The 23,706-nt window shown below is 65.7% G+C and carries 14 protein-coding genes and 1 pseudogene; 10 read left to right on the top strand and 5 right to left on the bottom strand.

Annotation, left to right across the window (positions count from 1 at the left end):
• Nucleotides 1–11 precede the first annotated feature (11 nt).
• From HH212_RS02780 to HH212_RS02765, 4 genes and pseudogenes are all read left to right on the top strand, one after another.
• A complete protein-coding gene (locus HH212_RS02780; protein WP_169433989.1) occupies nt 12–986 on the top strand; it encodes a hypothetical protein in 975 nt (324 codons plus the stop codon).
• A gap of 53 nt (nt 987–1,039) precedes the next feature.
• Nucleotides 1,040–1,303 carry a PAAR domain-containing protein gene (locus HH212_RS02775; protein ID WP_169433988.1) on the top strand — a complete coding sequence of 88 codons (264 nt, stop codon included), beginning with the start codon at nt 1,040–1,042 and terminating at the stop codon, nt 1,301–1,303.
• A gap of 90 nt (nt 1,304–1,393) precedes the next feature.
• The gene (locus tag HH212_RS02770; RefSeq protein ID WP_169433987.1) at nt 1,394–2,179 is read left to right on the top strand and encodes a competence/damage-inducible protein A; all 786 of its coding nucleotides are present in this window, start codon (nt 1,394–1,396) and stop codon (nt 2,177–2,179) included.
• 578 nt (nt 2,180–2,757) lie between these two features.
• A pseudogene (locus HH212_RS02765) lies at nt 2,758–5,757 on the top strand (transglycosylase domain-containing protein); the annotation flags it as partial.
• A gap of 835 nt (nt 5,758–6,592) precedes the next feature.
• Here the strand turns inward: HH212_RS02765 and HH212_RS02760 are convergent.
• A complete protein-coding gene (locus HH212_RS02760; protein WP_169433985.1) occupies nt 6,593–7,051 on the bottom strand; it encodes a rhodanese-like domain-containing protein in 459 nt (152 codons plus the stop codon).
• A 296-nt stretch (nt 7,052–7,347) separates the two neighbouring features.
• Between HH212_RS02760 and glnA the strand changes: the two genes are divergently transcribed.
• From glnA to corA, 5 genes are all read left to right on the top strand, one after another.
• Nucleotides 7,348–8,763 (top strand): type I glutamate--ammonia ligase, encoded by a 1,416-nt coding sequence (gene glnA, locus HH212_RS02755; RefSeq protein WP_169433984.1) that lies wholly within the window; start codon nt 7,348–7,350, stop codon nt 8,761–8,763.
• 174 nt (nt 8,764–8,937) lie between these two features.
• Nucleotides 8,938–9,492, top strand: a complete 555-nt coding sequence (locus HH212_RS02750; RefSeq protein WP_229217538.1) for a DUF4124 domain-containing protein — start codon at nt 8,938–8,940, stop codon at nt 9,490–9,492.
• Between the two features lie 11 nt (nt 9,493–9,503).
• On the top strand, nt 9,504–10,595 hold the full coding sequence (gene glnL / locus HH212_RS02745) for a nitrogen regulation protein NR(II) (protein ID WP_169433983.1): 1,092 nt from the start codon (nt 9,504–9,506) through the stop codon (nt 10,593–10,595).
• 62 nt (nt 10,596–10,657) lie between these two features.
• Nucleotides 10,658–12,187, top strand: a complete 1,530-nt coding sequence (ntrC, locus tag HH212_RS02740) for a nitrogen regulation protein NR(I) (protein ID WP_169433982.1) — start codon at nt 10,658–10,660, stop codon at nt 12,185–12,187.
• 343 nt (nt 12,188–12,530) lie between these two features.
• On the top strand, nt 12,531–13,496 hold the full coding sequence (gene corA, locus HH212_RS02735; RefSeq protein ID WP_169433981.1) for a magnesium/cobalt transporter CorA: 966 nt from the start codon (nt 12,531–12,533) through the stop codon (nt 13,494–13,496).
• Nucleotides 13,497–13,514: 18 nt separating this feature from the next.
• On the opposite strand, the gene HH212_RS02730 is transcribed toward corA, so the two are convergent.
• The 4 genes from HH212_RS02730 to HH212_RS02715 form a co-directional block, all read right to left on the bottom strand.
• A complete protein-coding gene (locus HH212_RS02730) occupies nt 13,515–14,531 on the bottom strand; it encodes an acetamidase/formamidase family protein (protein ID WP_169433980.1) in 1,017 nt (338 codons plus the stop codon).
• 143 nt (nt 14,532–14,674) lie between these two features.
• Complete coding sequence (locus HH212_RS02725) at nt 14,675–17,371, bottom strand: TonB-dependent receptor (protein ID WP_169433979.1); 2,697 nt, start codon at nt 17,369–17,371, stop codon at nt 14,675–14,677.
• Nucleotides 17,372–17,565: 194 nt separating this feature from the next.
• Entirely contained in the window at nt 17,566–18,465 is a 900-nt protein-coding gene (locus HH212_RS02720; RefSeq protein WP_169433978.1) for an EamA family transporter, read from the bottom strand.
• Entirely contained in the window at nt 18,455–20,098 is a 1,644-nt protein-coding gene (locus HH212_RS02715) for an NAD(P)/FAD-dependent oxidoreductase (RefSeq protein ID WP_169433977.1), read from the bottom strand. The genes HH212_RS02720 and HH212_RS02715 overlap by 11 nt, the downstream gene beginning before the upstream one ends.
• A 717-nt stretch (nt 20,099–20,815) precedes the next feature.
• On the opposite strand from HH212_RS02715, the gene HH212_RS02710 reads away from it, so the two are divergent.
• The gene (locus HH212_RS02710) at nt 20,816–23,626 is read left to right on the top strand and encodes a TonB-dependent receptor domain-containing protein (RefSeq protein ID WP_229217537.1); all 2,811 of its coding nucleotides are present in this window, start codon (nt 20,816–20,818) and stop codon (nt 23,624–23,626) included.
• The last annotated feature ends 80 nt before the right edge of the window (nt 23,627–23,706 follow it).

The following is a 23,706-nucleotide window of genomic DNA, read 5'->3' as shown; positions in this document are numbered from 1 at the left end:
GAGAGCGTGATATGCGCAATATGCAATTGGAGGCTGCCGTATGGAATTTGTTTACTTCACCTGCGTTTTATGAAAGCGCTGCGCTTGAGTGCGAAGAAATGATGAATTGGTTTGGCAAGCTGGCCGTTGACCGGGAGGTTGCCAATTTCGGTAGGAACAATCAGATATTCGATACTTTTAAAAGGATGGCACGGGATTTTAGGCGGGGCGCGGAACTTGTAGAACTTGGAGACTACCAGTTGATTTGGAAGGTCTCTGGATTCGTTGCGGGTGATGCGCGTGGTATGCTGGAGCAACCATTGCAAAGTTGGATGAGTCAGGCTGAATACAAGGAATTCGAGAGCATTAGAATAGGTAAGTTGTTAAAGTTCGATAATGCTATTAATCACGCTTTGAATAATGCATTTTATGGAGCACAAGGTTTCTTCAATCCAAATCCCGATTGTCCCGAACGAAGCGATGATGACGATGGTTTTCCTGGCGATGGCATTATTAAAAGATACAGATCGGTTGTGGAGTGGTATAAAAATATACGGGGCTGGGAGCTTCCCGATCCCTTGCCCGAATACGTCATCGATAAATCGATCTCCTGCCGCACCGGCGACGAAGTCCCCTGGACCGGCGTCTGGTACCCCGCTACCGGCCTGGAAAAGCACAGCCTCACCTTCGCCATCAAAGGCCTGCGCATGCAGCCGGTGTACCGCATCGTGAAGACCACCGAAGAACTCAGTACCCCGGAATACATGTTCCCGCCTCCACAAACAGTTGCTGTGGAGACGGTCTGGCATCCCGTCGTCCCATCCGTCCGCAAGGCGCCGGCGAACGACGAACTGTGGGCCAAGGCAGGCCAGCCCTGCCCGAAAGCCGGCATGTGGCAACCGACCGACCCTGGCGTAGCGCCACGCGCCTACGAGGCCGGCATGCCGATGGCCGACCTGAAATCCGCCTACGGCATCACGGTATGGCGCTGGATGTCGGAGCGCTGATTCGGTCGTTATCGATGCGGATGAACCTATGCTGAATCGTTCGGGAGAAAAAAATGAAAGCTGTGATCCGGCTCGGTGACTTCACCAGCCATGGCGGCAAGGTCATTGCCGCTTCCGGCAGCGTGTTCGTGAACGGCGTGGCGGTGGCACGCCAGGGCGATGCCTGCAGTTGTCCGATCCAGGGACATGCCCCATGCGTGATCGCCGAAGTCGATCCCGAGGTGCTGGACGGCGGCAAGCCGGTGGCTTTCCACGGCCACAAGACCTCGTGCGGCGCGGTGCTGATCGCTTCCACGCCGTTCTCCCACAAGGCTTGAAACCAGGCTTGCCTGGAGGTGGGACGCGGGCGCGACCGGAATCGACGCTTCATGGCACACTGCGCGTTTCGAGATTTCAAGGAGCGTGCAATGGCATTCGGTCTCATCATCGTCGGCGATGAAATCCTGTCCGGCAAACGCAGCGACAAGCACCTGCCCAAGGTGATCGAACTGCTGGGCGAACGCGGTTTGCAGTTGTCCTGGGTCGAGATCGTCGGCGACGATCCGGCGCGCCTCGCGATGCTGCTGGAACGCTCGTTCGCCGGCCCGGACATCGTGTTCTGCAGCGGCGGCATCGGCGCCACGCCGGACGACCACACGCGCCAGTGCGCCGCCAAGGCGCTGGGCGTGCCATTGGCGCTGCATCCGGAGGGCCGCCTGCTGGTCGAGCAGCGCATCCGCGAGACCGCCCAGGAAGCCGGGATCGAGGCCGACCTGAATGCGCCCGACAACCTGCAGCGCCTCAAGATGGCCGAATTCCCGCAAGGCGCCGGCCTGATTCCGAATCCGTACAACCGCATTCCCGGCTTCACCGTCGCCGACCACCACTTCGTGCCTGGCTTTCCGGTGATGGCCTGGCCGATGATCGCCTGGGTGCTGGACACCCATTACGCGCACCTGTTCCACCGCGAGCGGCGCGCCGAACGGGCGATGCTGGTGTACGAGCAGGCCGAGTCGGTGCTGACGCCGCTGATGGAAGCGCTAGAGGCGCGCTACCCGGACATCCGCGTGTTCAGCCTGCCCAGCGTGGGTGACGAACGTACCCGCCGCCACATCGAGCTCGGCGTGAAGGGCGAGCCCGCGCAGGTGGAGAACGCGTTCGCCGAGATGCGCGCGGAACTCGACCGGCTGGCGGCTGAATACGAACTGCTGTGATGTCTTGACAGGCATTGCGCCGCGCATCGTGGCATGCGTATCAACCCCCGTTGCAGCGCCGGTACGGTGATGCAAACTGAGCCGTTGTTTTTTTGCGAAAATACCCGAGCGAAGTCAAAAATCTGCAGGAGCGGTTTCAGCATTTCACATCGATGTGTTGGAATGGTGTCTTGGGGCAGGGCGATCTGGGTGGGGTCGCCTGCCGACAATGTAAAATCTTTACTAGACCTCGATCGCTCGCTCCAGCCAGCACCTGCGTGGATGGCGAACCGGTCGACGGAAACTGCAGCATCTTGATTCACACCGGTTGAGCCATCATGGAAAGTAACCGCCGTCCCGAACGGCCACGTCTCGTCGCCCGCGCACTGCGCCGCATCCGCAATCTTGCGCTGCTGGGCCAGCCTTTGTCCGCCACCGTCGCTACCGCCGGCATGCCTGGAGCACCGATGCTGTCGGAAGTGCAGGAAGCGCCGGTGCTGCCCGCGCGCCCGCAGCCGGCGCCGCTGCCCGATCTGCCGCCGCCCGTATCCGGCGACGACCGGGATCCGCCGGCGCGTCCGCCGCGCCGGCGCTGGCGCATGGTCAAGCGCACCATGCTGGTACTGCTGCTGCTCGCGGCCGCCGCCGGCGCCGCCTTCGCCGTCTACGAAAGCCGCACCTCGACCTTCCAGGCGCGCTTTTTCGCGGGGCTGGCCAAGAAGGTCAGTTACCGCATGGCGGCCGGGCCGAGCGACGCGATCCGCTTCCCCGCGGCCAGCCCGTACGACGAGCGCCTCGGCTACTCGAACCTGCCGAACTACCTGGCCAAGCTGAAGTCGCGCGACTACGTGGTCGACGCCCAGGCGCGCATGTCGCCCAAGATGCTGGAACTGGCCGGCATGGGCCTGTATCCGACCTACCGCGAAAAGACCCGCGCCGGCCTCGACATCCTCGACACCAGCGGCGAGCCGCTGTTCTCGGCGCGCTTCCCAGAACGCCTGTACGACAAGTTCGAAGCCGCGCCGACGCTGCTGGTGAGCAGCCTGCTGTTCATCGAGAACCGCGAGCTGCTCGACACCACCTACCCGAAGCGCAACCCGGCGGTCGAGTGGGACCGCTTCTCCAAGGCGGTGTTCGACAAGACGCTGCACTCGGTGGGCCTGGGCAGCGGTTCGCGCGTGGCCGGCGGCAGTACGCTGGCGACCCAGATCGAGAAGTACCGCCATTCGCCGGAAGGGCGCACCGCATCGACCACGGACAAGCTGCGCCAGATGGCCTCGGCCACGCTGCGCTCGTACGCCGACGGCGAGGACACCGGCGCCGCGCGCCGCCGTATCGTGCTCGAATACCTGAACACGGTGCCGCTGTCGGCCAAGCTCGGCTACGGCGAGGTCAACGGCATCGGCGACGGCATGTGGGTCTGGTACGGGCGCGATTTCGCCGACGTCAACCGCGTCCTGGCGGGCAACGCCGTCACCCCGGAATACGCGCTGGTGTACAAGGAAGCGCTGTCGCTGATGATCGCGCAGCGCCGCCCGGCCTATTACCTGGGCGCCGGCGAGAAGGACCTGGAAACCCTGACCAACAGCCACCTGCGCGTGCTGGCCCAGGCCGGCGTGATCTCGCCGGCGCTGCGCGACGCCGCGCTGGCCATCGTGCTGCACCCGGCGCTCGGCTCGGGCGTGGCGCCGCCGCCGGCCAACACCTTCGTCACCCGCAAGGCGACCAACGCGGTACGCAACCACCTGGCCAACCTGCTGGGCGACGCGCGCCTGTACAACCTGGACCGCCTCGACCTGTCGGTGGTCACCACCCTGAATTCGGAAGCGCAGAAAGCCGTCACCGCCGCGCTGCGCAGGCTCACCGACACCCAGACCGCGGCCGCCGCCGGCCTGACCGGCAAGGGCATGCTCGGCAACGGCGACCCGGCCAAGGTGGTGTACAGCTTCACGCTGATGGAGCGCGGCGACAAGGTGAACTACTTGCGCGTCCAGACCGACAACTATGACCAGCCGCTCGACATCAACGAGGGCGCCAAGCTGGACCTGGGCTCGACCTCGAAGCTGCGCACGCTGACCACCTACCTCGACATCATCGACCAGCTGCACAAGCGCTACGAGCCGATGTCGAAGGCCGAACTGGCCAAGGTCAACGTCGATCCGAAGGACCGCCTGACCCAGTGGGCGGTGGACTACTTCACCGCGCTGCCGGCCGGCGCCGACCGCGGCCTGCAGCCGATGCTGGCCGCAGCCATGGAGCGCAAGTATTCCGGCAATCCGGGCGAAGCCTTCTTCACCGGCGGCGGCGTGCACGTGTTCGGCAACTTCAGCCACAACGACGACGGCCGCATCCTGACCATCCAGGAAGGCCTGCAGAACTCGACCAACCTGCTGTTCGTGCGCCTGATGCGCGACGTGGTGCGCTACTACATGTTCCAGCTGCCGGGCTCCTCGGCCCAGCTGCTGGCCGACGCCGACGACCCGCGCCGCGCCGAGTACCTGTCGCGCTTCGCCGACCGCGAAGGCAAGGATTTCATGGCGCGCTTCTGGAACAAGTACCGCGGCAAGTCGCCGGACGAGATCGAGTCGACGCTGATGCAGGGCGTGCGCATCAAGGCGTCCAAGCTGGCCGCCGTGCACCGCACGATCCACCCGGAAGCGAGCCTGGCGCAGTTCGGCAAGTTCCTGCACGCCTACCTGCCGGCCGACGCCGAGGTCGACGACGAGAAGATCGCCAAGATGTACGACCAGTACGCGCCGGCCAACATGTCGCTGGCCGACCGCGGCTACGTGGCCTCGGTGCACCCGCTCGAACTGTGGCTGGTCGGCTACCTGCGCACCCACCCGAAGGCCGGCTGGGACGAAGTCACCAAGGCGTCCGTCAAGGAACGCCAGGAAGTGTATTCGTGGCTGTTCAAGACCCACCGCAAGCATGCCCAGGACAAGCGCATCGCCGGCCTGCTGGAAGTGGAAGCCTTCCTCAAGATCCACGCGCAGTGGAAGAAGATGGGCTACCCGTTCGATTCGCTGGTGCCGTCCTACGCCACCACGCTGGGCGCCTCGGCCGACCGGCCGATCGCGCTGGCCGAGCTGATGGGCATCCTGATCAACGGCGGCGTGCGCAAGCAGACCCAGCGCATCGATTCGCTGCACTTCGCCAAGGACACGCCGTACGAGACCCTGGTCAAGCGCAGCCCGGACGCCAAGGGCGAGCAGGTGCTGAACCCGCTGGTGGCGCGTGCCGTGGTCGACGCCATCCGCGGCGTGGTACAGGTCGGCACCGCCAAGCGCGTGAAGACGGCCTTCGTCAAGCAGGACGGCAGCGTGATCGCGCTGGGCGGCAAGACCGGTACCGGCGACCAGCGCTTCGACGTCTACGGCGCCGGCCACCGCCTGATCGAATCGCGCTACGTGAACCGTTCGGCGACCTTCGTCTTCAACATCGGCGAGCGCTTCTTCGGCAGCATGACCGCCTACGTGCACGGCCCGGAATCGGCGCACTACGACTTCACCAGCGCGCTGCCGGTGCAGCTGCTGGTGACGCTGGCGCCGAGCCTGATGCCGATGATCGAGCACCAGCAGACGGTAACCGTACCGGGGCTGCACGTGGACCGCCCGGGCCTGGCCGCACCAAGCGGACCGGCGGATGCGGTGGCGACGGACACCGAGCATGCGGCCGATGCCGGCGCGCCGGACAGCGCGGCCGATGCGGCGGCGGAAGATGCGGCGGCCGTCGGCATCGAGGCGCCGGCCGCCAAGCCGGCCAGGGAAGCGGTCAAGGAGGCCGTCAAGGAGCCGGCTGCGAAACCTGCCGCCAAGCCGGCCGCGCAAGCGCCGTCCAAGCCGGCGGCCACCGCGCCGCGCGCGCATGCGGCCGATGCCGATGCGCCGCGCGCGCCCAAGCCAGCTTCCGAAGCGGTGCGTGCAAGACCGGCGAGCGCAGAAAGCGCGCGTCCGAAGTCCGCAGACGGCGAAGGTGCGCGTGCAAGATCCGGCGGCGCCGGCGAATCGCATCCGAAGGCGGTGACGGGCGAGCGCGCCAAGCCGGCGGGCGAGGGCGCTGCCGTCAAGCCGGCGCCGCGCAAGCCAGCCGCTGCGAGCGACGACAAGCCGAAGGCGGAACGCCCTGCGCGTCCGAAGCCGGCGGCGGTGGAAGAGGTCTTGCAGTAGGCCGATCCGCGTTATCCCCGCACAGGCGCGCTACTGTTCAAGATAATATCGCTGACCTGAAAACCGTCGTTCCCGCGTAGGCGGGAACCCATGCTGAGTATCCGAAGTTAGTGTTATTGAAGCAGTCTAGTTGCTTCTAAGGTAGCAAATTCTCTTGCTCAGTATGGGGTGAAGAATGCCAGTGGCATTCTTCACCCTTCGCGGGGACGACGGGATATCGGTGAGGCTGTGAACGCAGGTCGGGCTGTATGGCAAACGCCGATTTTCACGCCCCCACCCAGGGCAGCCCCGCCTTGCACCATCCCCCCAGGCTCTTGCGGTGTCCCTCGCTGTCGCGGTCGCCCTCGAAGCCTTCCAGGATGTCGAACGCATCCTGGAAACCCAGCTCGGTGGCCACGCGCGCCGCGTGGCGCGAGCGCACGCCCGAGCGGCACAGGAACAGCACCACGTCTTCCTTGTCGGCCACCTGCTGCAGCTGGGTGGCGAAGTCCGGGTTCGGCGCGCCGCCCGGATACAGCGTCCACTGCACCGCCGCCTGCTGCGGTTCGTCCACGGCGGCGCGGCCGATCCAGTCGCGCTCGGCGTTCGTGCGCACGTCCACCAGTTTTACGCGTGCATCGCTCTGCAGCAGCGCGAAGGCTTCGCACGGCGTCACTGCGCCCGCATACGGCTGGCCGGCGCCGCGCGCGCGGGCGGCGTCGAGGATGTCTTCGGTCGTGCTCATGTTTCCTCCTGTCTTGTCAGTGCATCGTTCCCGCCGCACCGTGGCGGACCACACCCAAAGCCGGGCTCGCACAAATGGTGCATGGTGCATTAACTTGGTGCATACTGCGCGACTCGCACCCGCCTGGTGCATATTGCCGAGTATGCATTAATTCCGTGCACCCGCTTGGGATACCAATTTTATGGGGCAAATCATACGCTTTCCAAGGATCGATTGTTTATTTGCTCATAATCAAGTGCTGGCATAAATTGTGCATTAGAGGGACCAGGAACACTTTTTCACTCAGGAGATTAAGCATGGCAAGGACCGCCGCAGATGTAATGCAGATGCTGAAGGACAACGAAGTCAAGTTCGTTGATTTGCGCTTTGCCGATACCCGCGGCAAGGAACAGCACGTGACCGTGCCGATCTCGCACTTCGACGAAGACAAGTTCGAATCCGGCCACGCCTTCGACGGTTCGTCGATCGCCGGCTGGAAAGGCATCGAAGCATCGGACATGCTGCTGATCCCGGACCCGAACACCGCCAACCTCGATCCGTTCATGGAAGAGACCACCGTGTTCATGCAGTGCGACGTGATCGAACCATCGGACGGCAAGGGCTACGACCGCGACCCGCGCTCGATCGCCAAGCGCGCCGAAGCCTACCTGAAGTCCTCGGGCGTGGGCGACACCGCCTACTTCGGCCCGGAGCCGGAATTCTTCATCTTCGACGCCGTGCGCTGGAAAGTCGACATGTCGGGCTGCTTCGTCAAGATCGATTCGGAAGAAGCGTCCTGGTCGACCGACAAGGAATTCGAAGGCGGCAATAGCGGCCACCGCCCGGGTGTCAAGGGCGGCTACTTCCCGGTCCCGCCGGTCGACAGCTTCCAGGACATGCGTTCGGAAATGTGCCTGATCCTGGAATCGCTGGGCATCCCGGTCGAAGTGCATCACCACGAAGTGGCCGGCGCCGGCCAGAACGAGATCGGCACCAAGTTCTCGACCCTGATCGAGCGCGCCGACTGGACCCAGAACATGAAGTACGTGATCTGGAACGTGGCCCACAGCTACGGCAAGACCGCCACCTTCATGCCGAAGCCGATGAACGGCGACAACGGCTCGGGCATGCACGTGCACCAGTCGATCTGGAAGGACGGCAAGAACCTGTTCGCCGGCGACGGTTATGCCGGCCTGTCGGAAACCGCCCTGTACTACATCGGCGGCATCATCAAGCACGCGCGCGCGCTGAACGCCATCACCAATCCGGGCACCAACTCGTACAAGCGCCTGGTGCCGGGCTACGAAGCGCCGGTCAAGCTGGCCTACTCGGCCCGCAACCGTTCGGCCTCGATCCGCATCCCGCACGTGGCCAACCCGAAGGGCCGCCGCATCGAGACCCGCTTCCCGGACCCGCTGGCCAACGTCTACCTGTGCTTCGCCGCGCTGCTGATGGCCGGCCTGGACGGCATCCAGAACAAGATTCACCCGGGCGAAGCCGCGACCAAGGACCTGTACCACCTGCCGCCGGAAGAAGACAAGCTGATCCCGACCGTGTGCGCTTCGCTGGAAGAAGCGCTGGAAGCCCTGGACAAGGACCGCGAGTTCCTGACCCGCGGCGGCGTGTTCAGCGACAGCATGATCGACGCCTACATCGACCTCAAGATGCAGGAAGTCCAGCGCATGCGCATGACCCCGCACCCGGCCGAGTTCGACATGTACTACTCGTCGTAATCGTCTGCCAACGCTTGCATGCCGCAGGATGCCGAGTGTATCCTTGCGGTAACAAAAACGCGGGGAAAGCCGGTCGGCCTCCCCGCGTTTTTCATTGGATGCGGTATAGTCGTCGGATTCCCAACCAGGCACCGACGTGTGCGCCGACCGGCGCGGCATGGGTGCCGAACACTGATGCGAATGACAAGCAGCAGACAATTCCCGCGCCCGGCCGCCGCCCTGGCGGCCCTGGCGCTGGCCGCCGCCCTGGCGCATCCCGGCGCGCGCGCCGACTCGGTCGTCTACAAGTGCGTAGACAAGGGCGGTCGTGTGGAATTCACCGACATCAACAAGCCGGGCTGCAAGGCGCTGGACTTGCCCGGCTACGTGCCGGCGCCGGCCCCGGTGGCCAAGGCGGCCGCCAATCCCAACGCCGCGCCGCCGGTCACCATGCGCCAGGGCGCCGGCCGTCCGCCGGCGGCGAACCCGGCCAACTTCCCGCGCGTGGACGGCGCCGCCCAGCGCGCGCGCGACGACGACCGCCGCGAGATCCTCAACGAGGAACTGCGCGCCGAGGAAAAGAAGCTGGCCGATTTGCGCCGCGACTTCAACAACGGCGAGCCTGAGCGCCAGGGTAACGAAAAGAACTACGCCAAGTACCAGGAGCGCGTGGCCAACATGCGCGACGACGTCGGCCGCGCCGAGAAGAACGTCGAAGCGCTCAAGCGCGAAATCGCCAACATCCGCTAGCAAATATTCCCATGACCGTGCCCCCGCTGCCCGACGCCGAGCCCGCCTACGACCGCTTTTCCGGCCTCGACCTGCTGGCCTCCGCCGTGCTGGTGATCGATGCGGACGGCCTGGTGCGCTGCGCCAACCCGGCCGCCGAACACCTGCTGGAAACCTCGGTCAAGTCGCTGTCGCGCCAGAAGCTGGCCGGCCTGTTCGGCAACGGCGAGGAACTGGATGTCCTGTGCGCGCATGCGCTCGCCCACAAGTATTCCGACCTGCGCCAGGACCTGAGCCTGCAGCGGCCGGGACGCGAGCCGCTGCACGTGCACGTGATCGTCAGCGCCGCCGGCGGGGCCGAGGTGGTGGTCGAGCTGCGCGAGAACGTCCAGCAATTGAAACTCGACCGCGAGGAGCGCATCCTCGACCAGACCCAGGCCAACAAGGAACTGATCCGCAACCTGGCGCACGAGATCAAGAACCCGCTGGGCGGCATCCGCGGCGCCGCCCAGTTGCTGGAGCTGGAACTGCCGGACGTGCACCTGAACGCGCTGCGCGAATACACGCAGGTGATCATCAAGGAAGCCGACCGCCTGCAGACCCTGGTCGACCGCCTGCTGGCGCCGCACCGCCACCCGCACATCGTCGGCGACGTCAACATCCACGAAGTGTGCGAGCGGGTGCGCAGCCTGGTGCTGGCCGAGTTCCCGTCCGGGCTGGCGATCCGGCGCGACTACGACGCCTCGATTCCCGAATTCCGCGGCGACAAGGAGCAGCTGATCCAGACGGTGCTGAACATCGTCCACAACGCCGCCCAGGCCCTGCGCGCGCGCATCGCGGCAGGCGACGCCGAGATCGTGCTGCGCACGCGGGTGGCGCGGCAGGTCACGCTGGCGAAGGTTCGTTACGGCCTGGCATTAGATTTGCATATCATCGATAACGGACCGGGCATCGCCCCCGAAATCCGCGACCGCATCTTCTATCCGCTGGTATCGGGACGGGAGGGCGGCAGCGGTCTCGGGCTGACGCTGGCGCAGACCTTCGTGCAGCAGCACATGGGACTGATCGAGTGCGAAAGCCGGCCTGGACTCACGGATTTCCGCATCCTGATCCCGCTGCCATAAGCGGCGGGAAGATAGGGCGGAATGGCAGTCCCCCTTGAACCAATGCGGGAAGCACGAAACACATGAAACCAATCTGGATTGTCGACGACGATGCATCGATCCGCTGGGTGCTGGAAAAAGCCCTGGCGCGCGAAAACCTCGCAACCCGGAGTTTTGCCAGCGGACGCGAGGCGCTGGCCGCGTTCGAGACCGACACCCCGCAAGTGCTGGTCTCGGACATCCGCATGCCGGGCGAATCCGGCCTCGACCTGCTGGCCGCCGTCAAGGACAGCCATCCCGGCCTGCCGGTGATCGTGATCACCGCCTTTTCCGACCTCGATTCCGCGGTCGCCTCGTTCCAGGGCGGCGCCTTCGAATACCTGGCCAAGCCGTTCGACATCGACAAGGCGGTGGCGCTGATCCGCCGCGCGCTGGAAGAAAGCCTGCTCGAGACCAGCATCGAGGCCGCGCCCAGCGAGACCCCGGAAATCCTGGGGCAGGCGCCGGCGATGCAGGAAGTGTTCCGCGCCATCGGCCGCCTGTCGCAATCGAACGTCACGGTCTTGATCACGGGCGAGTCTGGCACCGGCAAGGAACTGGTGGCGCGCGCGCTGCACAAGCACAGTCCGCGCGCGCAGCAGCCGTTCATCGCCCTGAACACCGCGGCGATCCCGAAGGACCTGCTGGAATCGGAATTGTTCGGCCACGAGCGCGGCGCCTTCACCGGCGCCCAGGCCATGCGCCGCGGCCGCTTCGAGCAGGCCGAGAATGGCACCCTGTTCCTGGACGAGATCGGCGACATGCCGTTCGACCTGCAGACGCGCCTGCTGCGCGTGCTGTCGGACGGCCATTTCTACCGCGTCGGCGGGCACCAGCCGGTGCGCGCCAACGTGCGCGTGATCGCCGCCACCCACCAGAACCTGGAACAGCGCGTGCGCGACGGCCTGTTCCGCGAAGACCTGTACCACCGCCTGAACGTGATCCGCCTGCGCCTGCCGTCGCTGCGCGAGCGGCGCGAGGACATCCCCATTTTGGTGCGCCATTTCCTGGTGCAGAGCGCACACCAGCTGGGCGTCGAGACCAAGCGCATGAGCGACGATGCCCAGCGCTACCTGGCGGGGCTGGAATTGCCGGGCAACGTGCGCCAGCTGGAAAACCTGTGCAACTGGATCACCGTGATGGCGCCCGGGCAGACCGTGGAGGTCAAGGACTTGCCGCGCGACCTGACCCAGGCCCAGCCGAACCTGCAGATGGCCAGCAGCCTGGGCGCCAATGCACCGGCGGCGGCTGCCGTGGCGATGCCGGCGCCGTCGGCAGGGCCGCTGCATGCCGGCCTGGAGGGCGCCGGCTTCGGCGCCGGCGCGCCGCCGATGCCGCAGAGCGCCGAGGACTGGATCGGCCTGCTCGAGGCGCAGGCGGCGCGCATGCTGTCCGACGGCCAGGTCGAGGTGATGGACGTGCTGGGCCGCCAGTTCGAATCGGCGCTGATCCGCACCGCGCTGAAGCACACCCACGGCCGCAAGAACGACGCCGCGATCCGCCTGGGGATCGGCCGCAACACCATCACCCGCAAGATCGCCGAACTCGGCATCGACGGAGCGAAGGACGAATAACAGCCGGGGGCTGTTATTCGAAACAGCCGGGGGCTGTTATTCGAAACAGCCGGGGGCTGTTATTCGAAACAGCCGCGGGCCGTTATTCGAAACAGCCGCCAATCCGTCGTCCCCGCGCAGGCGGGGACCCATGCAAAGCAACAGGCACCCCAGTCCCAAAAATGACCACACACCCGTGCGGAACGGACTTCGGAAATTCAGCATGGGTCCCCGCCTTCGCGGGGACGACGAGCATCCGCGCCTGCGCGGAAGCGATGCACCGGGCTATGCCCACCTGCTGCCTGTCAATAGTGTAAGCTCCGTCATCCGCGCACCCCGCGCTGCTTTGACGAATCCGTTCTCCATGCTGATCAACTGTGTCGCCTACCAGGAAGGCAAGAAGCTGTCCGACATCCCGGTCGAGGATATCAGCGACTATCTCGAAAAACCCGATTGCTTCGTCTGGGTCGCGCTGCGCGACGCCAGCCCCGACGAGATGCGCCAGATGCAGGAAGAATTCCACCTGCACGAACTGGCGGTGGAAGACGCTTCGCGCGGCCACCAGCGTCCCAAGATCGAGGAATACGGCGACTCGCTGTTCGTGTTCATGCACACGGTCGACCTGTCCGGCGATGGCGTCGAGACCGGCGAACTGGCCATCTTCGTCGGCAAGAATTACGTGCTGTCGGTGCGGCGCGACGCCGTCAAGGGCTTCCTGGGCGTACGCGCGCGCGCCGAACGCGAGCCGCACCTGCTGGCGATGGGTTCCTCGTTCGTGCTGTACGCGCTGATGGACGCGGTGGTCGACCGTTACTTCCCGGTGGTCGACATGCTGGAATCGGAACTGGAAACCATCGAGGACCGCATCTTCACCCACGGCGCCCAGCGCCGCAACGTCGAACGCCTGTACCAGCTCAAACGCAAGGGCCTGGAGCTGCGCCACGCGGTGATGCCGATGCTGGAAGCGTTTACGCGCCTGCAGGGCGGACGGGCGCCGCAGCTGGTGAACGGCACCCAGGATTACTTCCGCGACGTGCACGACCACCTGAGCCGCATCGGCGGGCGCCTGGACGCGGTGCGCGACACCATCAGCACCGCGATCCAGGTGAACCTGTCGATGGTCTCGATCGACGACAGCGAAGTGAACAAACGCCTCGCCGCCTGGGCGGCGATCTTCGCGGTGTTCACCGCGTTCGCCGGGGTATGGGGCATGAATTTCAAGGTCATGCCGGAGCTGGAGTGGCGCTGGGGCTACCCGATGGCGCTGGCGATCATGGTGGGCGTCTGCTACTACATGTACCGGCTGTTCAAGCGCTCCGGCTGGTTGTAGCAGCGCCCACGATCAGGGTCAACGCTTGGCAGTGCGCGTAAAAACCGCCTTCGGGCACATCGCGTGCACGCCGACGTTGCCGTCCACCAGCTGGGTGATGTTCATGTCGACCGCGGCGCTGGCCAGCATGTAGGCGTCGTCGCGGTTCATCCCCTTGTCCTCGACCAGGAAGGCGATCATGTCCTTCAGCGCCAGCTCGGTCGCCTCCTTCAGGTCCTTCGAAAACCCCATCGAGATGTAGTGGGTCGGCGTTTCCGCGCGCGGCCAGCGCAGGTGGCGGTCCTTGTGCACCACGAAGCGGAAGGTGCCGGACAAGTAGGTTTCCAGCGCCGTGATGTCGACCTCGCCGTTGCCCTGCGCCGCATGGCCGTCGCCGGCCTGGAACAGCGCGCCCTTGGCCGCCACCGGGATGTACAGTGTGGTGCCGGCCACCAGCTCCTTGTTGTCCATGTTCCCGGCGTGGACGAAGGGCGGGGCGCTGTCGATCTTGGCGCCGGCCGGCGCCACGCCCATGCTGCCGAAGAAGGGTTTCAAGGGGATCTCGATGCCGGGCGCGAACTGGCCGACCATCCGTTTGCGGTCGAGCGGCACCACCTTGTAGCGCCCGTACGGGTATTCGCTGGGCAGGAAGCCGGAACCGACGCCGAACACGTTGCAGGCGAAGTCCGCGTCCAGGTCGACCTTCAGGATCTGCACTTCCAGCACGTCGCCCGGCTCGGCCTCGGCGATCGCCACCGGGCCGGTGAGGATGTGGCCGCCCGGCCCCTTGTCCTGCACCTCCTTGTAGATCGCCGCGGTATAGGGCGGGATCTGCTCCGGCCTCACGCCGCGCGCGATCATGCGCTCGGGCGAGCCGCAGGTGGACAGCGCCTGCATGCGCACCGTGTCGCCGGAATGCACGGTCAGCGCCGGCACCGACTGGCCGGAATAGTAGCCCCAGGCCACGGTCTTCGGCGTGGCCGGCAGGTCGAAGTCGGCGGCCTGGGCGCAGGAGAAGCCGAGCAGGGAGAGGGAAACGAGCAAGACGCGGCGCATGGTCATCCTGGAAGCATTGGCGATGCGGCCAGTCTACGCAGGCAGGGCCGCGCTGTCGAACGAAAAACGCCCGCGGCGCAATGCCGCGGGCGTGGGGTACCGCTACGCGACGGCGGCGCCGTCACGCGTCGTGCAGGACCGGCTTAGAACGAGTAGCTGGCGCGCACGTAGTAGGTGCGGCCCAGCGGATCGTAGTAGCGCGGGTCGTAGCCGGCCTGGAAGGCGGCGTCCTGGTACGACAGCGGCGGGGTGCGGTCGGCCAGGTTGCGCACGCCGGCGGTGATGCCGATGCCCTTCTTCTGGGTCCAGGCGACGTAGGTGTCGAAGGTCGAATACGACGCCACGTGGTAGCTCGGATCCTGGTCGACGTAGCCGCTCTTGTAGTGGCCGGTCAGGCCGGCCGAGAACTCGCCGCGCGCCCAGGTCAGGTTGGCGGTGTTCTGCCAGCGGAAGATCGGACCCGCGCCCGAGTACACGCCGACGTTCTGGTGCCACTCGCCGCCTTCCGAGTTCTGGTACTCGTACTTGTGCACGTAGGTGGCGTTCAGGCCCAGCGTGAAGTTGCCGTAGCCGGCGGTGCGCAGGCGGTAGTTGCCGGTCAGGTCGACGCCGTTGGTGCGCACGCCGCCCAGGTTCTGGGTACGCAGGTCGACGTAGCCGCAGGTGGCCGGGTTCGGGCACTGCGAGCCGTCGACCGACAGGTCGCCCGACGCGGTGCGGTGGTAGACGTCGGCGTACTTGACCGGATCGGCGAAGATGTCGTCGGCGCTCAGCACGCCGATGGTGTTGCGCAGCTGGATCGCCCACAGATCGACGCCCACGCTCAGGTTGTTGATCGGCTCCAGCACCACGCCCAGGGTCGCGTTCTTCGACTTTTCCGGGCTCAGGTTGGTGTTGCCGCCGTTCAGGACCTGGAACTGCTGGCTGCAGTTGGCGGCGCGCGACTTGCCGGCGGCGACCACGCCGCCCGGGCAGTTGACCGGGTCGTCATAGGTGCCGGCGCTGTTGGTGTAGCTCTGCGAGGCGTTGATCTCGTACAGCGACGGGGCGCGGAAGCCGGTCGAGTAGGAGCCGCGCACCAGGACCGCGCTGCTCGGCTGGAAGCGGAACGAGACCTTCGGGTTGGTGCTGTTGCCGAAGTCGCTGTACTTGTCGGTGCGGATCGAGCCGGTGACGTCCAGCGTCTTCAGGATCGGCACGTTCAGTTCGCCGTACAGCGCATAGGTGTGGCGCGAGCCGGCGTTGCGCGCGGTCGGGTCGATGCCGGTGGAGGCCACGACCTTCTCGGCGAACTCGGTGTTCGAGGCGCTCTCGAATTTTTCGTAGTTGGTCTGCGCGCCCAGGGCCAGGCCGGCGCCGCGGCCGGCGTGCAGCCAGTCGCCCAGCTCGCGGCTGGCGTGGAAGTCGAGGCCGGTGGTGGTGCCCTTGGCGCTCTGCACGGTGCCGGACAGGGCAGCCGAATTCAGCAGCGCGGTGCCGGCGGCGGTCTGCGCGCCGAACGGGTTGATGATGCCGTTCAGGACGCCCGCGGTGATGAGGTTGCCGTCGCTGTAGCCGACCAGGTTCTCGCGCACCTTGTTCTCGTTCCAGGTGAGGGCGGTGTTGTAGTCCCAGCCTGCCACGGTGCCTTGCAGCGAGGTGACGAAGCGCTGCTGGCGGTTGGTGTTCTGGTCCTGGCGCACGCCGTTCGGCAGGTCGCGCCACTTCACGTGGATGAAGCCCGGCAGCACGCCGGCCGGGGTGTTGGCTTCGGTGTAGGTCGGGCTCAGCGCCGCGTTGGTCGGGTAGAACGGGTTCAGGCTGCCGTTGGCCAGGGTACGGTTCATGTACAGGCCGCCGTACGGCACCGGCGCGATGGTGGCGCCGACCTTGCTCTGGCTGGTCAGGTACTCGACGCCCAGTTCGTGGTCTTCGCTCAGTTTGAAGGTGCCGCGCAGCAGACCGGAATCGCGCACGTTGCGCGGGATGTAGTCGACGTACGACGAGGTGGTCATGCGGCAGCCGGTGCCGCCGTCGGAAATCAGCTTGTCGCCGGTGGTGCAGCCGCTCGCCGCCGCCGGGTTGTAGCTGTCGCCGCCCTGGTAGTAGTTGGCCGGGTAGGTCGAGGTCGACAGGCCGCCGGCGTAGCGGGTGTTGAACGGACGCTCGGTGCCGGTGACTGCCTTCTGTTCCTGGTGGTCGACCACGATCGAGAAGTTGTAGCGGTCCTTGTCCAGGTCGCCGAAGCCGAAGGCCACGTTGGCGTTGACCGACTTGCCGCCGGCGTGCTGCGGGCTGTCTTCGCCGAAGGTGGCGGCGCCGCCCTGGAAGTCCTTCTTGGTGATGAAGTTGATCACGCCGCCGACGGCGTCCGAGCCGTACAGCGCGGATGCGCCGTCGCGCAGGACCTCGACGCGCTCGAGCGCGGCGAAGGGAATCATGTTCAGGTCGGGCGCCGAACTGTCGTAGGCGTTGTTGGCCAGGCGGCGGCCGTTCAGCAGCACCAGGGTCTTGTTGGCGCCGATGCCGCGCAGGTCGGCGTACGAAGCGCCGCCGGTGCTGGCGCCGACCGACTGGCTGGTGCCGGTCTGGGCCTGAGAGACGCTCAGGTTGCTCATCACCTGTTCGATGGTGGTGATGCCTTCCTTCCTGAGGTCGTCGGCCTTGATGATCGTGACCGGCACGGCGGTCTCGGCATCGATGCGCTTGATCGCCGAACCGGTGATCTCGACGCGGGCCATCGGTGCCTGGGCGGCGTCCTGGGCCAGGGCGGCCTGGCCGGTCAAGCCGAAACCGGCCGCGATGGCGCCGCCGGAGAAGACCAGGCGCAGCGCCTTGGCAATGGTTTTTTCTGTGAACATGTTGGTCCTGTATCTTGGGAAATCGATTGCAATTAGTCGAAGGGGGGATAATTGCAAGCGCCAGAAGATACATGAACAGCAGCGTTCATCCAAATGTTTAAGCTGTCATTACGAAGAAAAGCAACAAAAATGAGTAAAAAAGTGTAAATAATAGGATGATCCTACGTAGGTCCAGCCAGCCCATCGGTAAATACTTACTTTTCGACGGTGGCCGCGGTCAACGCGCTGCCGGCCGAGGCCAGCATCACCAGCACGATCGCCAGCCATTGCAGCGGCGCCAAGCGCTCGCCCAGCACCAGCCAGCCGGCCAGCGCGCTCACCGCCGGCGAGGCGCTGACCACCAGGCCGAACACGCGCCGCGGCAGGCGCTTGAGTGCCGTCATCTCCAGCGAATACGGCAGGGCGCTCGACAGCAGCGCCACGCCCAGCCCGGCCGCCAGCACGCCGGGCGCCAGCAGGGCCGCGCCGGCATGGAATACGCCCACCGGCACCGTGAACAGCACCGCCGCCAGCATGCCCCAGGCCACCGCCTGGCCGCCCTGCAGGGCCGAGACGCGCTTGCCGAACACGATGTACATGGCCCAGCACAGCGCGGCGCCGCCGGCCAGCAGCACGCCGAGCGGATCGAGGGCCGCCGCATGCGCATGCACGGGCAGCAGCAGCCACAAGCCGAGCACGGCGCACGCCAGCCAGGCGAAGTCGCCGATGCGGCGCGAGCCGGCCAGCACCACCAGCAGCGGCCCGGTGACTTCGATGGCGACCGCGATGCCGATCGGGATGCGCGCAAAGGCGCCGTAGATCAGCAGGTTCATGCAGCCCAGCATCGCGCCGTACACCAGCAGGTCGGGCACGTGCGCGCGCGCCAGCGGGCGGCGCCATGGCCGGAACCAGGCCAGCAGCAGGCACGCCGCCAGCCCGACGCGCAGCGCCGTCACGCCCTGGCTGCCGACCTGCGGGAACAGGTGCTTGGCGATGGCGGCCCCGACGTAGGTCGAGACCATCGACCCCAGCAGCGCCAGCAGCGGCGCCGCCGCCGGGCCGTCGTGCGCGGCGCGTTCGCGGGCGAGGGTGGCGCCGTCCGTATCAGGCGGCATGCAGCGGGATGGCGCTGTCCGCCATCGACAGCGCCACCGCTTCCGCCACGCGGATGCCGTCCACCGCGGCCGACATGATGCCGCCGGCATAGCCCGCGCCTTCGCCGGCCGGGTACAGGCCGCGCGTGTTCAGGCTCTGCAGGCTGTCGTCGTGGCGCTTGATGCGGATCGGTGACGAGGTGCGCGTCTCGACCCCGGTCAGCACCGCGTCTTCCTTGTAGTAGCCGCGGATCTGCTTGTCGAAGGCGACGAAGGCTTCGCGCAGCGCCAGCGTGGCGTAGTCGGGCAGGGCGGGCGCCAGGTCGGTCAGGTGCACCGCCGGCTTGAACGACGGCGTCACCGAGCCGAACGCCGTCGACGGGCGGCCCTTGACGAAGTCGCCCATCAGCTGGCCCGGGGCGTCGTAGTTGCCGCCGCCGAGGATAAAGGCACGCGACTCCAGCTCGCGCTGGAAGGCCACGCCGGCCAGCGGGTGGCCCGGATAGTCGCTGGGCGTGATGCCGACCACGATCGCGCTGTTGGCGTTGCGCTCGTTGCGCGAATACTGGCTCATGCCGTTGGTGACCACGCGGCCTTCCTCGGACGATGCCGCCACCACGGTGCCGCCCGGGCACATGCAGAAGCTGTACACGCTGCGGCCGTTGGAGGCATGGTGCACGATCTTGTAGTCGGCCGCGCCGAGGATCTTGTTGCCGGCGTTGGGGCCGAAGCGGCAGGTATCGATCAGCGATTGCGGGTGCTCGACGCGAAAGCCGATCGAGAACGGCTTGGCCTCGACGTATACGCCGCGGTCGTACAGCACCTGGAAGGTGTCGCGCGCGCTGTGGCCGATCGCCATCACCAGGTGGCGCGTGGCCAGCACCTCGCCCGAGGCCAGCTTGACGCCGACGACCTGGCGATTCGACGTGCCTTCGCCCTCGACCAGCACGTCGTCGACGCGCGTCTTGAAGCGGATCTCGCCGCCCAGCGCCAGGATCTCGGCGCGCATCTGCTCGACCATCTTGACCAGGCGGAAGGTGCCGATGTGCGGCTTGCTGACGTACAGGATCTCTTCCGGCGCGCCCGATTTCACGAATTCGGACAGCACCTTGCGGCCGTAATGCTTCGGGTCCTTGATCTGGCTGTACAGCTTTCCATCAGAAAAGGTGCCGGCGCCGCCTTCGCCGAACTGCACGTTCGACTCGGTGTCGAGCTTGCGCTTCCTCCAGAAGCCGAAGGTGTCGACGGTGCGCTCGCGCACTTCCTTGCCGCGTTCCAGCACGATCGGCTTCAGGCCCATCTGCGCCAGGATCAGCGCCACGAACAGGCCGCAGGGTCCCATGCCGACCACCACCGGACGCGCCGCGTCGAAGGCGCCGGGGCCGGCCTCGACGAACTTGTAGCCGGTGTCGGGCGCGGGCACGACGTACTGGTCGCGCGCCAGGCGCGCCAGCACGGCCGCTTCGCCGCGCACCTCGACGTCGAGCGCGTAGATCAGCACGATGGCGCTGCGCTTGCGCGCGTCGTAGCTGCGCTTGAAGACGGTGAAGTCGATCAGGTCGGCGCCATCGATACCCAGCCGGCCGACGATGGCGTCGCGCAGGGCGTGTTCGGGGTGATCCAGGGGGAGTTTGAGTTCGTTAATTCGCAGCATGGTGACAATCGAGACCGGCGCCGGGCCGGAGGCAAACGGCAAGTATAAGCCATCAGCAAGCGCCGGGGGAGGGCGGCCGACGATCTTGCGGGCATCCGTTGGCGTGGTGAAATTACAACGGCTGGTCGTTTTTTCAAGAACAAAAAATTTCGATCTAAAATCGTTTATTGCTGCATAAGAACGTCATCCACGTTCCCATGAATTTCGCGATGGTGCACTGCACATTCTTGCAGTAAATACATGTTTTTATGCAGGATGCGTATTTATCGGGGTTTTCACCAAAAATGGGCATCGTGAAAACAATTTGCACCATTATCGTTGTTGCGTCGCACCAAACATAATCATCGCAAATCAATGTTTGTGATTCTGTTGTTTCTGCGCCTTTAACAAACCGTGTTTCATTGACACTTTTGCTTTTGGCGTGGTTTTATCATTAGATCAGTTACGTTTGATGTAGATCTAATGTCGATTGAGGATGTTCGTCTAATCGCGGGCATGAAAACAAAGTACCAATAAATGCAGGAAGCGTAGCAATCAGGCTGACCGGCCGTGCATTTTCCGCCGTGGCACAGCCTATCCGGCGGATCAGCACGTGCCGGTGGCGAATGCGATCGAAGAAACCACTTTGAGAGAATCCGAGAAGGAGAAGTATCCATGACGTTCAAATTGAAGTCGTTGCCATTTGCGATTTCGTGCGCAATCGCGAGCGGTGCCCTGGTGGCATCCCTGCCCGCACTGGCACAAACCACCGAAGCCGCCGGCGGCGCGGTTCCACAGCGCGTGGTCGTGACCGGCTCGCTGATCAGCCGTGCCGACACCGAGACGCCGACTCCGGTGCAGGTGCTGACCGCGCAAGACATCCAGCGCAGTGGTAAGACTTCCGTCGCCGAACTGCTCAACGACCTGGCCGCCAACGGCGCCGGTACGCTGGGCACCGGCTTCTCGGGCGCATTCGCCAACGGCGCCTCCGGCGTGTCGCTGCGCGGCCTGACCGTCGGCTCGACCCTGGTGCTGATCGACGGCCACCGCATGTCGCCGTACGCGATCGGCGACGACTCGCAGCGTTCCTTCGTCGACGTCTCGAACATCCCGTTCGACGCCATCGACAGCATCGAAATCCTGAAGAGCGGCGCCTCGTCGCTGTACGGTTCGGACGCGGTCGCGGGCGTGGTCAACATCAAGCTGAAGAAGAACTTCACCGGCACCCGCCTCACTGCCGAAGGCGGCGATACCCAGCACGGCGGCGGCGCGACCCACCGCGCATCGCTGAGCACCGGTATCGGCGACCTCGACAAGGACGGCTACAACGCCTTCGTCACCGCCGAATGGCGCCACCAGGGCGCGATCAAGGTCGCCGACCGCGACCAGTTCGCCTGGGACAACCGCGATTGGCGTTCGCGCGGCGGCAACAACCTGACCCTGGGCGTGCCGACTTCGCTGAACGGCAACCTGGTCGCGGCCAGCTCGCCGTTCCTGTACAACCCGTCGGGCACCGGCGGCGCCAACAACGCGGCCAACTTCCAGTTCCTGGATCCGAGCTGCAACTACACCCTGTACCGCGCCGGCGGCTGCGCGGTGCGCGATACCACCGGCTTCATCCAGCCGGAAAGCGAAAACCTGAATGTCCTGCTCGGCATGACCAAGAAGCTGAGCAACAACTGGGAACTGGCGTTCAAGGGTTCGATGTTCAAGCGTGACAGCGTGAACAACCGCGGCGTTCCGCCGACCTACTCGCCGACCACCTATGCCGGCGCCACCACGCTCAACAACGGCGTGCTGGTCACCAACGTCGGCCGCGTGCCCAGCACCCTGTTCGCCCCGGGCGCAGCGGTCGGCGCCAACCTGACCAACACGTTCGCCAACAACGCCCGCCTGTACGGCTACATCCCGGGCCTGGACGGCGCCTCGCAGCAGGACAACACCTCGACCTCGACCCGCCTGGCACTCGACCTGACCGGCAGCGCCTACGGCTGGGACGTCAACGTGGCTGGCGGCCTGACCAAGGTCAAGGTCGACATCGACTACAGCGGTTACGTGGACCGTGCCGCACTGTACCGCCTGATCAACAGCGGCCAGTGGAACGTGCTGGGCAATAACTCGCCGGCCCTGATCGCCCAGGTGTCGCCGCGCTTCTCGAACTCGCTGGAATCGAGGCTGAACTACTTCGACGCCGTCGGTTCGCGCGAACTGATGCAACTGGGCGCCGGCCCGCTGGCCCTGGCGGCCGGCGTGCACTGGCACAAGCGTACCTGGGATGCACCGGCCTCGTCGCTGACCGCGAACGGCCAGGTCGGCAATACCTCGGCCTTCGTGATCGGTTCGGAAACCAACACCGCCGCCTTCGCCGAACTGCAGGCCACCCCGATCAAGAACGTCGAACTGCATCTGTCGAGCCGCTACGACCACTACGATACCTACGGTAATTCGTTCACCCCGGCCGCCAGCTTCAAGTGGACCCCGGTGCAGCAGTTCGCGCTGCGCGGCACCTTCGCGCGCGGCTTCCGCGCGCCGAACCCGGCCGAGACCGGCAACGCCGGTTCGTTCTTCCAGTACAACGCGATCAACGACCCGATCCTGTGCCCGACCGGCAACCAGTACGCCGCCGGCACCCCGGTCAACGGCGCCTGCGGCATCAATCCGGCCTATGTCCAGACCACCAGCCAGAACCTGTCGCCGGAGAAGTCGAAGTCGTACACCCTGGGCTTCGTGGTCGAGCCGGTTCGCGGCCTGAACGCCACCCTGGACTACTACCGCATCCAGGTCAACAACCAGATCGTGACCGCGGCCGGCAACGACCCGAACTACGTCCCGACCTTCGTGCGTAATCCGGTCAGCCCGACCGACATCGCCACCGGCGTCGGCCAGAACACCGTGGTCGGCAACCCGTCGGTGGGCCTGATCTCGTACGCCCAGTCGCCGTACATCAATGCCGGTTCGACCAAGACCAGCGGCATCGAGGCGGACGTCAACTACCGCTGGCGCCTGCCGAGCGACATGGGCGTGGTGCGCGCCGGCCTGAGCGCGGCGCATACCTTCAGCTACGAGCAGAACGTGGCGGGCGTGGTGTACCAGCTGGCCGGTACCCAGGGTCCGTCGATCGTCTCGGGTGCGACCGGTTCGCCGAAGAACCGCGCGCAGTTCAGCCTGGGCTATGCGCAAGGTCCGCTGGACGTGAACGCGACGGTGAACTACACCAGCCGCTTCTCGACCCTGGACCCGTCCGTCGGCGGCGACAGCTGCGCCTCGTCCGCACTGGACGTCGGTGGCCGCACCTACTTCCAGGGCCTGACCCAGCCGGACTACTACTGCCACGTGGCGTCGTTTACCTCGACCAACCTGAACGTGCAGTACAAGCTGAGCCAGAACCTGACGCTGAAGGGTTCGATCCTGAACCTGTTCGACAAGCAGCCGCCGTTCGACGTCGGCACCTACGGTAACGCCTCGGCGCAGACCTCGTACAACGCTTCGCTGCACCAGGCGGGCGCGGTCGGCCGTTTCTACAGCCTGGGCCTGAGCTACATGTTCTAACCGGCCTGATGGATGGCATGACGGCATGACGCCGTCGTGCCATGCAGATGAACGCCCCGGCGTGGAGTGATCCACGCCGG

The sequence above is a fragment of the Massilia forsythiae genome (assembly GCF_012849555.1).
In the GTDB taxonomy this organism is placed as follows: Bacteria; Pseudomonadota; Gammaproteobacteria; order Burkholderiales; family Burkholderiaceae_D; genus Telluria; species Telluria forsythiae.
Note: the sequence above shows the minus strand (reverse complement) of the source record. Positions and strands in the feature narration are given on the sequence as shown.

Excerpts from the sequence above, each read along its gene's own strand:
- HH212_RS02780 (WP_169433989.1), top strand. The coding sequence starts at position 12 with ATGCGCAATATGCAATTGGAGGCTGCCGTATGGAATTTGTTTACTTCA.
- HH212_RS02775 (WP_169433988.1), top strand. The coding sequence starts at position 1,040 with ATGAAAGCTGTGATCCGGCTCGGTGACTTCACCAGCCATGGCGGCAAG.
- HH212_RS02770 (WP_169433987.1), top strand. The coding sequence starts at position 1,394 with ATGGCATTCGGTCTCATCATCGTCGGCGATGAAATCCTGTCCGGCAAA.
- HH212_RS02760 (WP_169433985.1), bottom strand. The coding sequence starts at position 7,051 with ATGAGCACGACCGAAGACATCCTCGACGCCGCCCGCGCGCGCGGCGCC.
- glnA (WP_169433984.1), top strand. The coding sequence starts at position 7,348 with ATGGCAAGGACCGCCGCAGATGTAATGCAGATGCTGAAGGACAACGAA.
- HH212_RS02750 (WP_229217538.1), top strand. The coding sequence starts at position 8,938 with ATGCGAATGACAAGCAGCAGACAATTCCCGCGCCCGGCCGCCGCCCTG.
- glnL (WP_169433983.1), top strand. The coding sequence starts at position 9,504 with ATGACCGTGCCCCCGCTGCCCGACGCCGAGCCCGCCTACGACCGCTTT.
- ntrC (WP_169433982.1), top strand. The coding sequence starts at position 10,658 with ATGAAACCAATCTGGATTGTCGACGACGATGCATCGATCCGCTGGGTG.
- corA (WP_169433981.1), top strand. The coding sequence starts at position 12,531 with ATGCTGATCAACTGTGTCGCCTACCAGGAAGGCAAGAAGCTGTCCGAC.
- HH212_RS02730 (WP_169433980.1), bottom strand. The coding sequence starts at position 14,531 with ATGCGCCGCGTCTTGCTCGTTTCCCTCTCCCTGCTCGGCTTCTCCTGC.
- HH212_RS02725 (WP_169433979.1), bottom strand. The coding sequence starts at position 17,371 with ATGTTCACAGAAAAAACCATTGCCAAGGCGCTGCGCCTGGTCTTCTCC.
- HH212_RS02720 (WP_169433978.1), bottom strand. The coding sequence starts at position 18,465 with ATGCCGCCTGATACGGACGGCGCCACCCTCGCCCGCGAACGCGCCGCG.
- HH212_RS02715 (WP_169433977.1), bottom strand. The coding sequence starts at position 20,098 with ATGCTGCGAATTAACGAACTCAAACTCCCCCTGGATCACCCCGAACAC.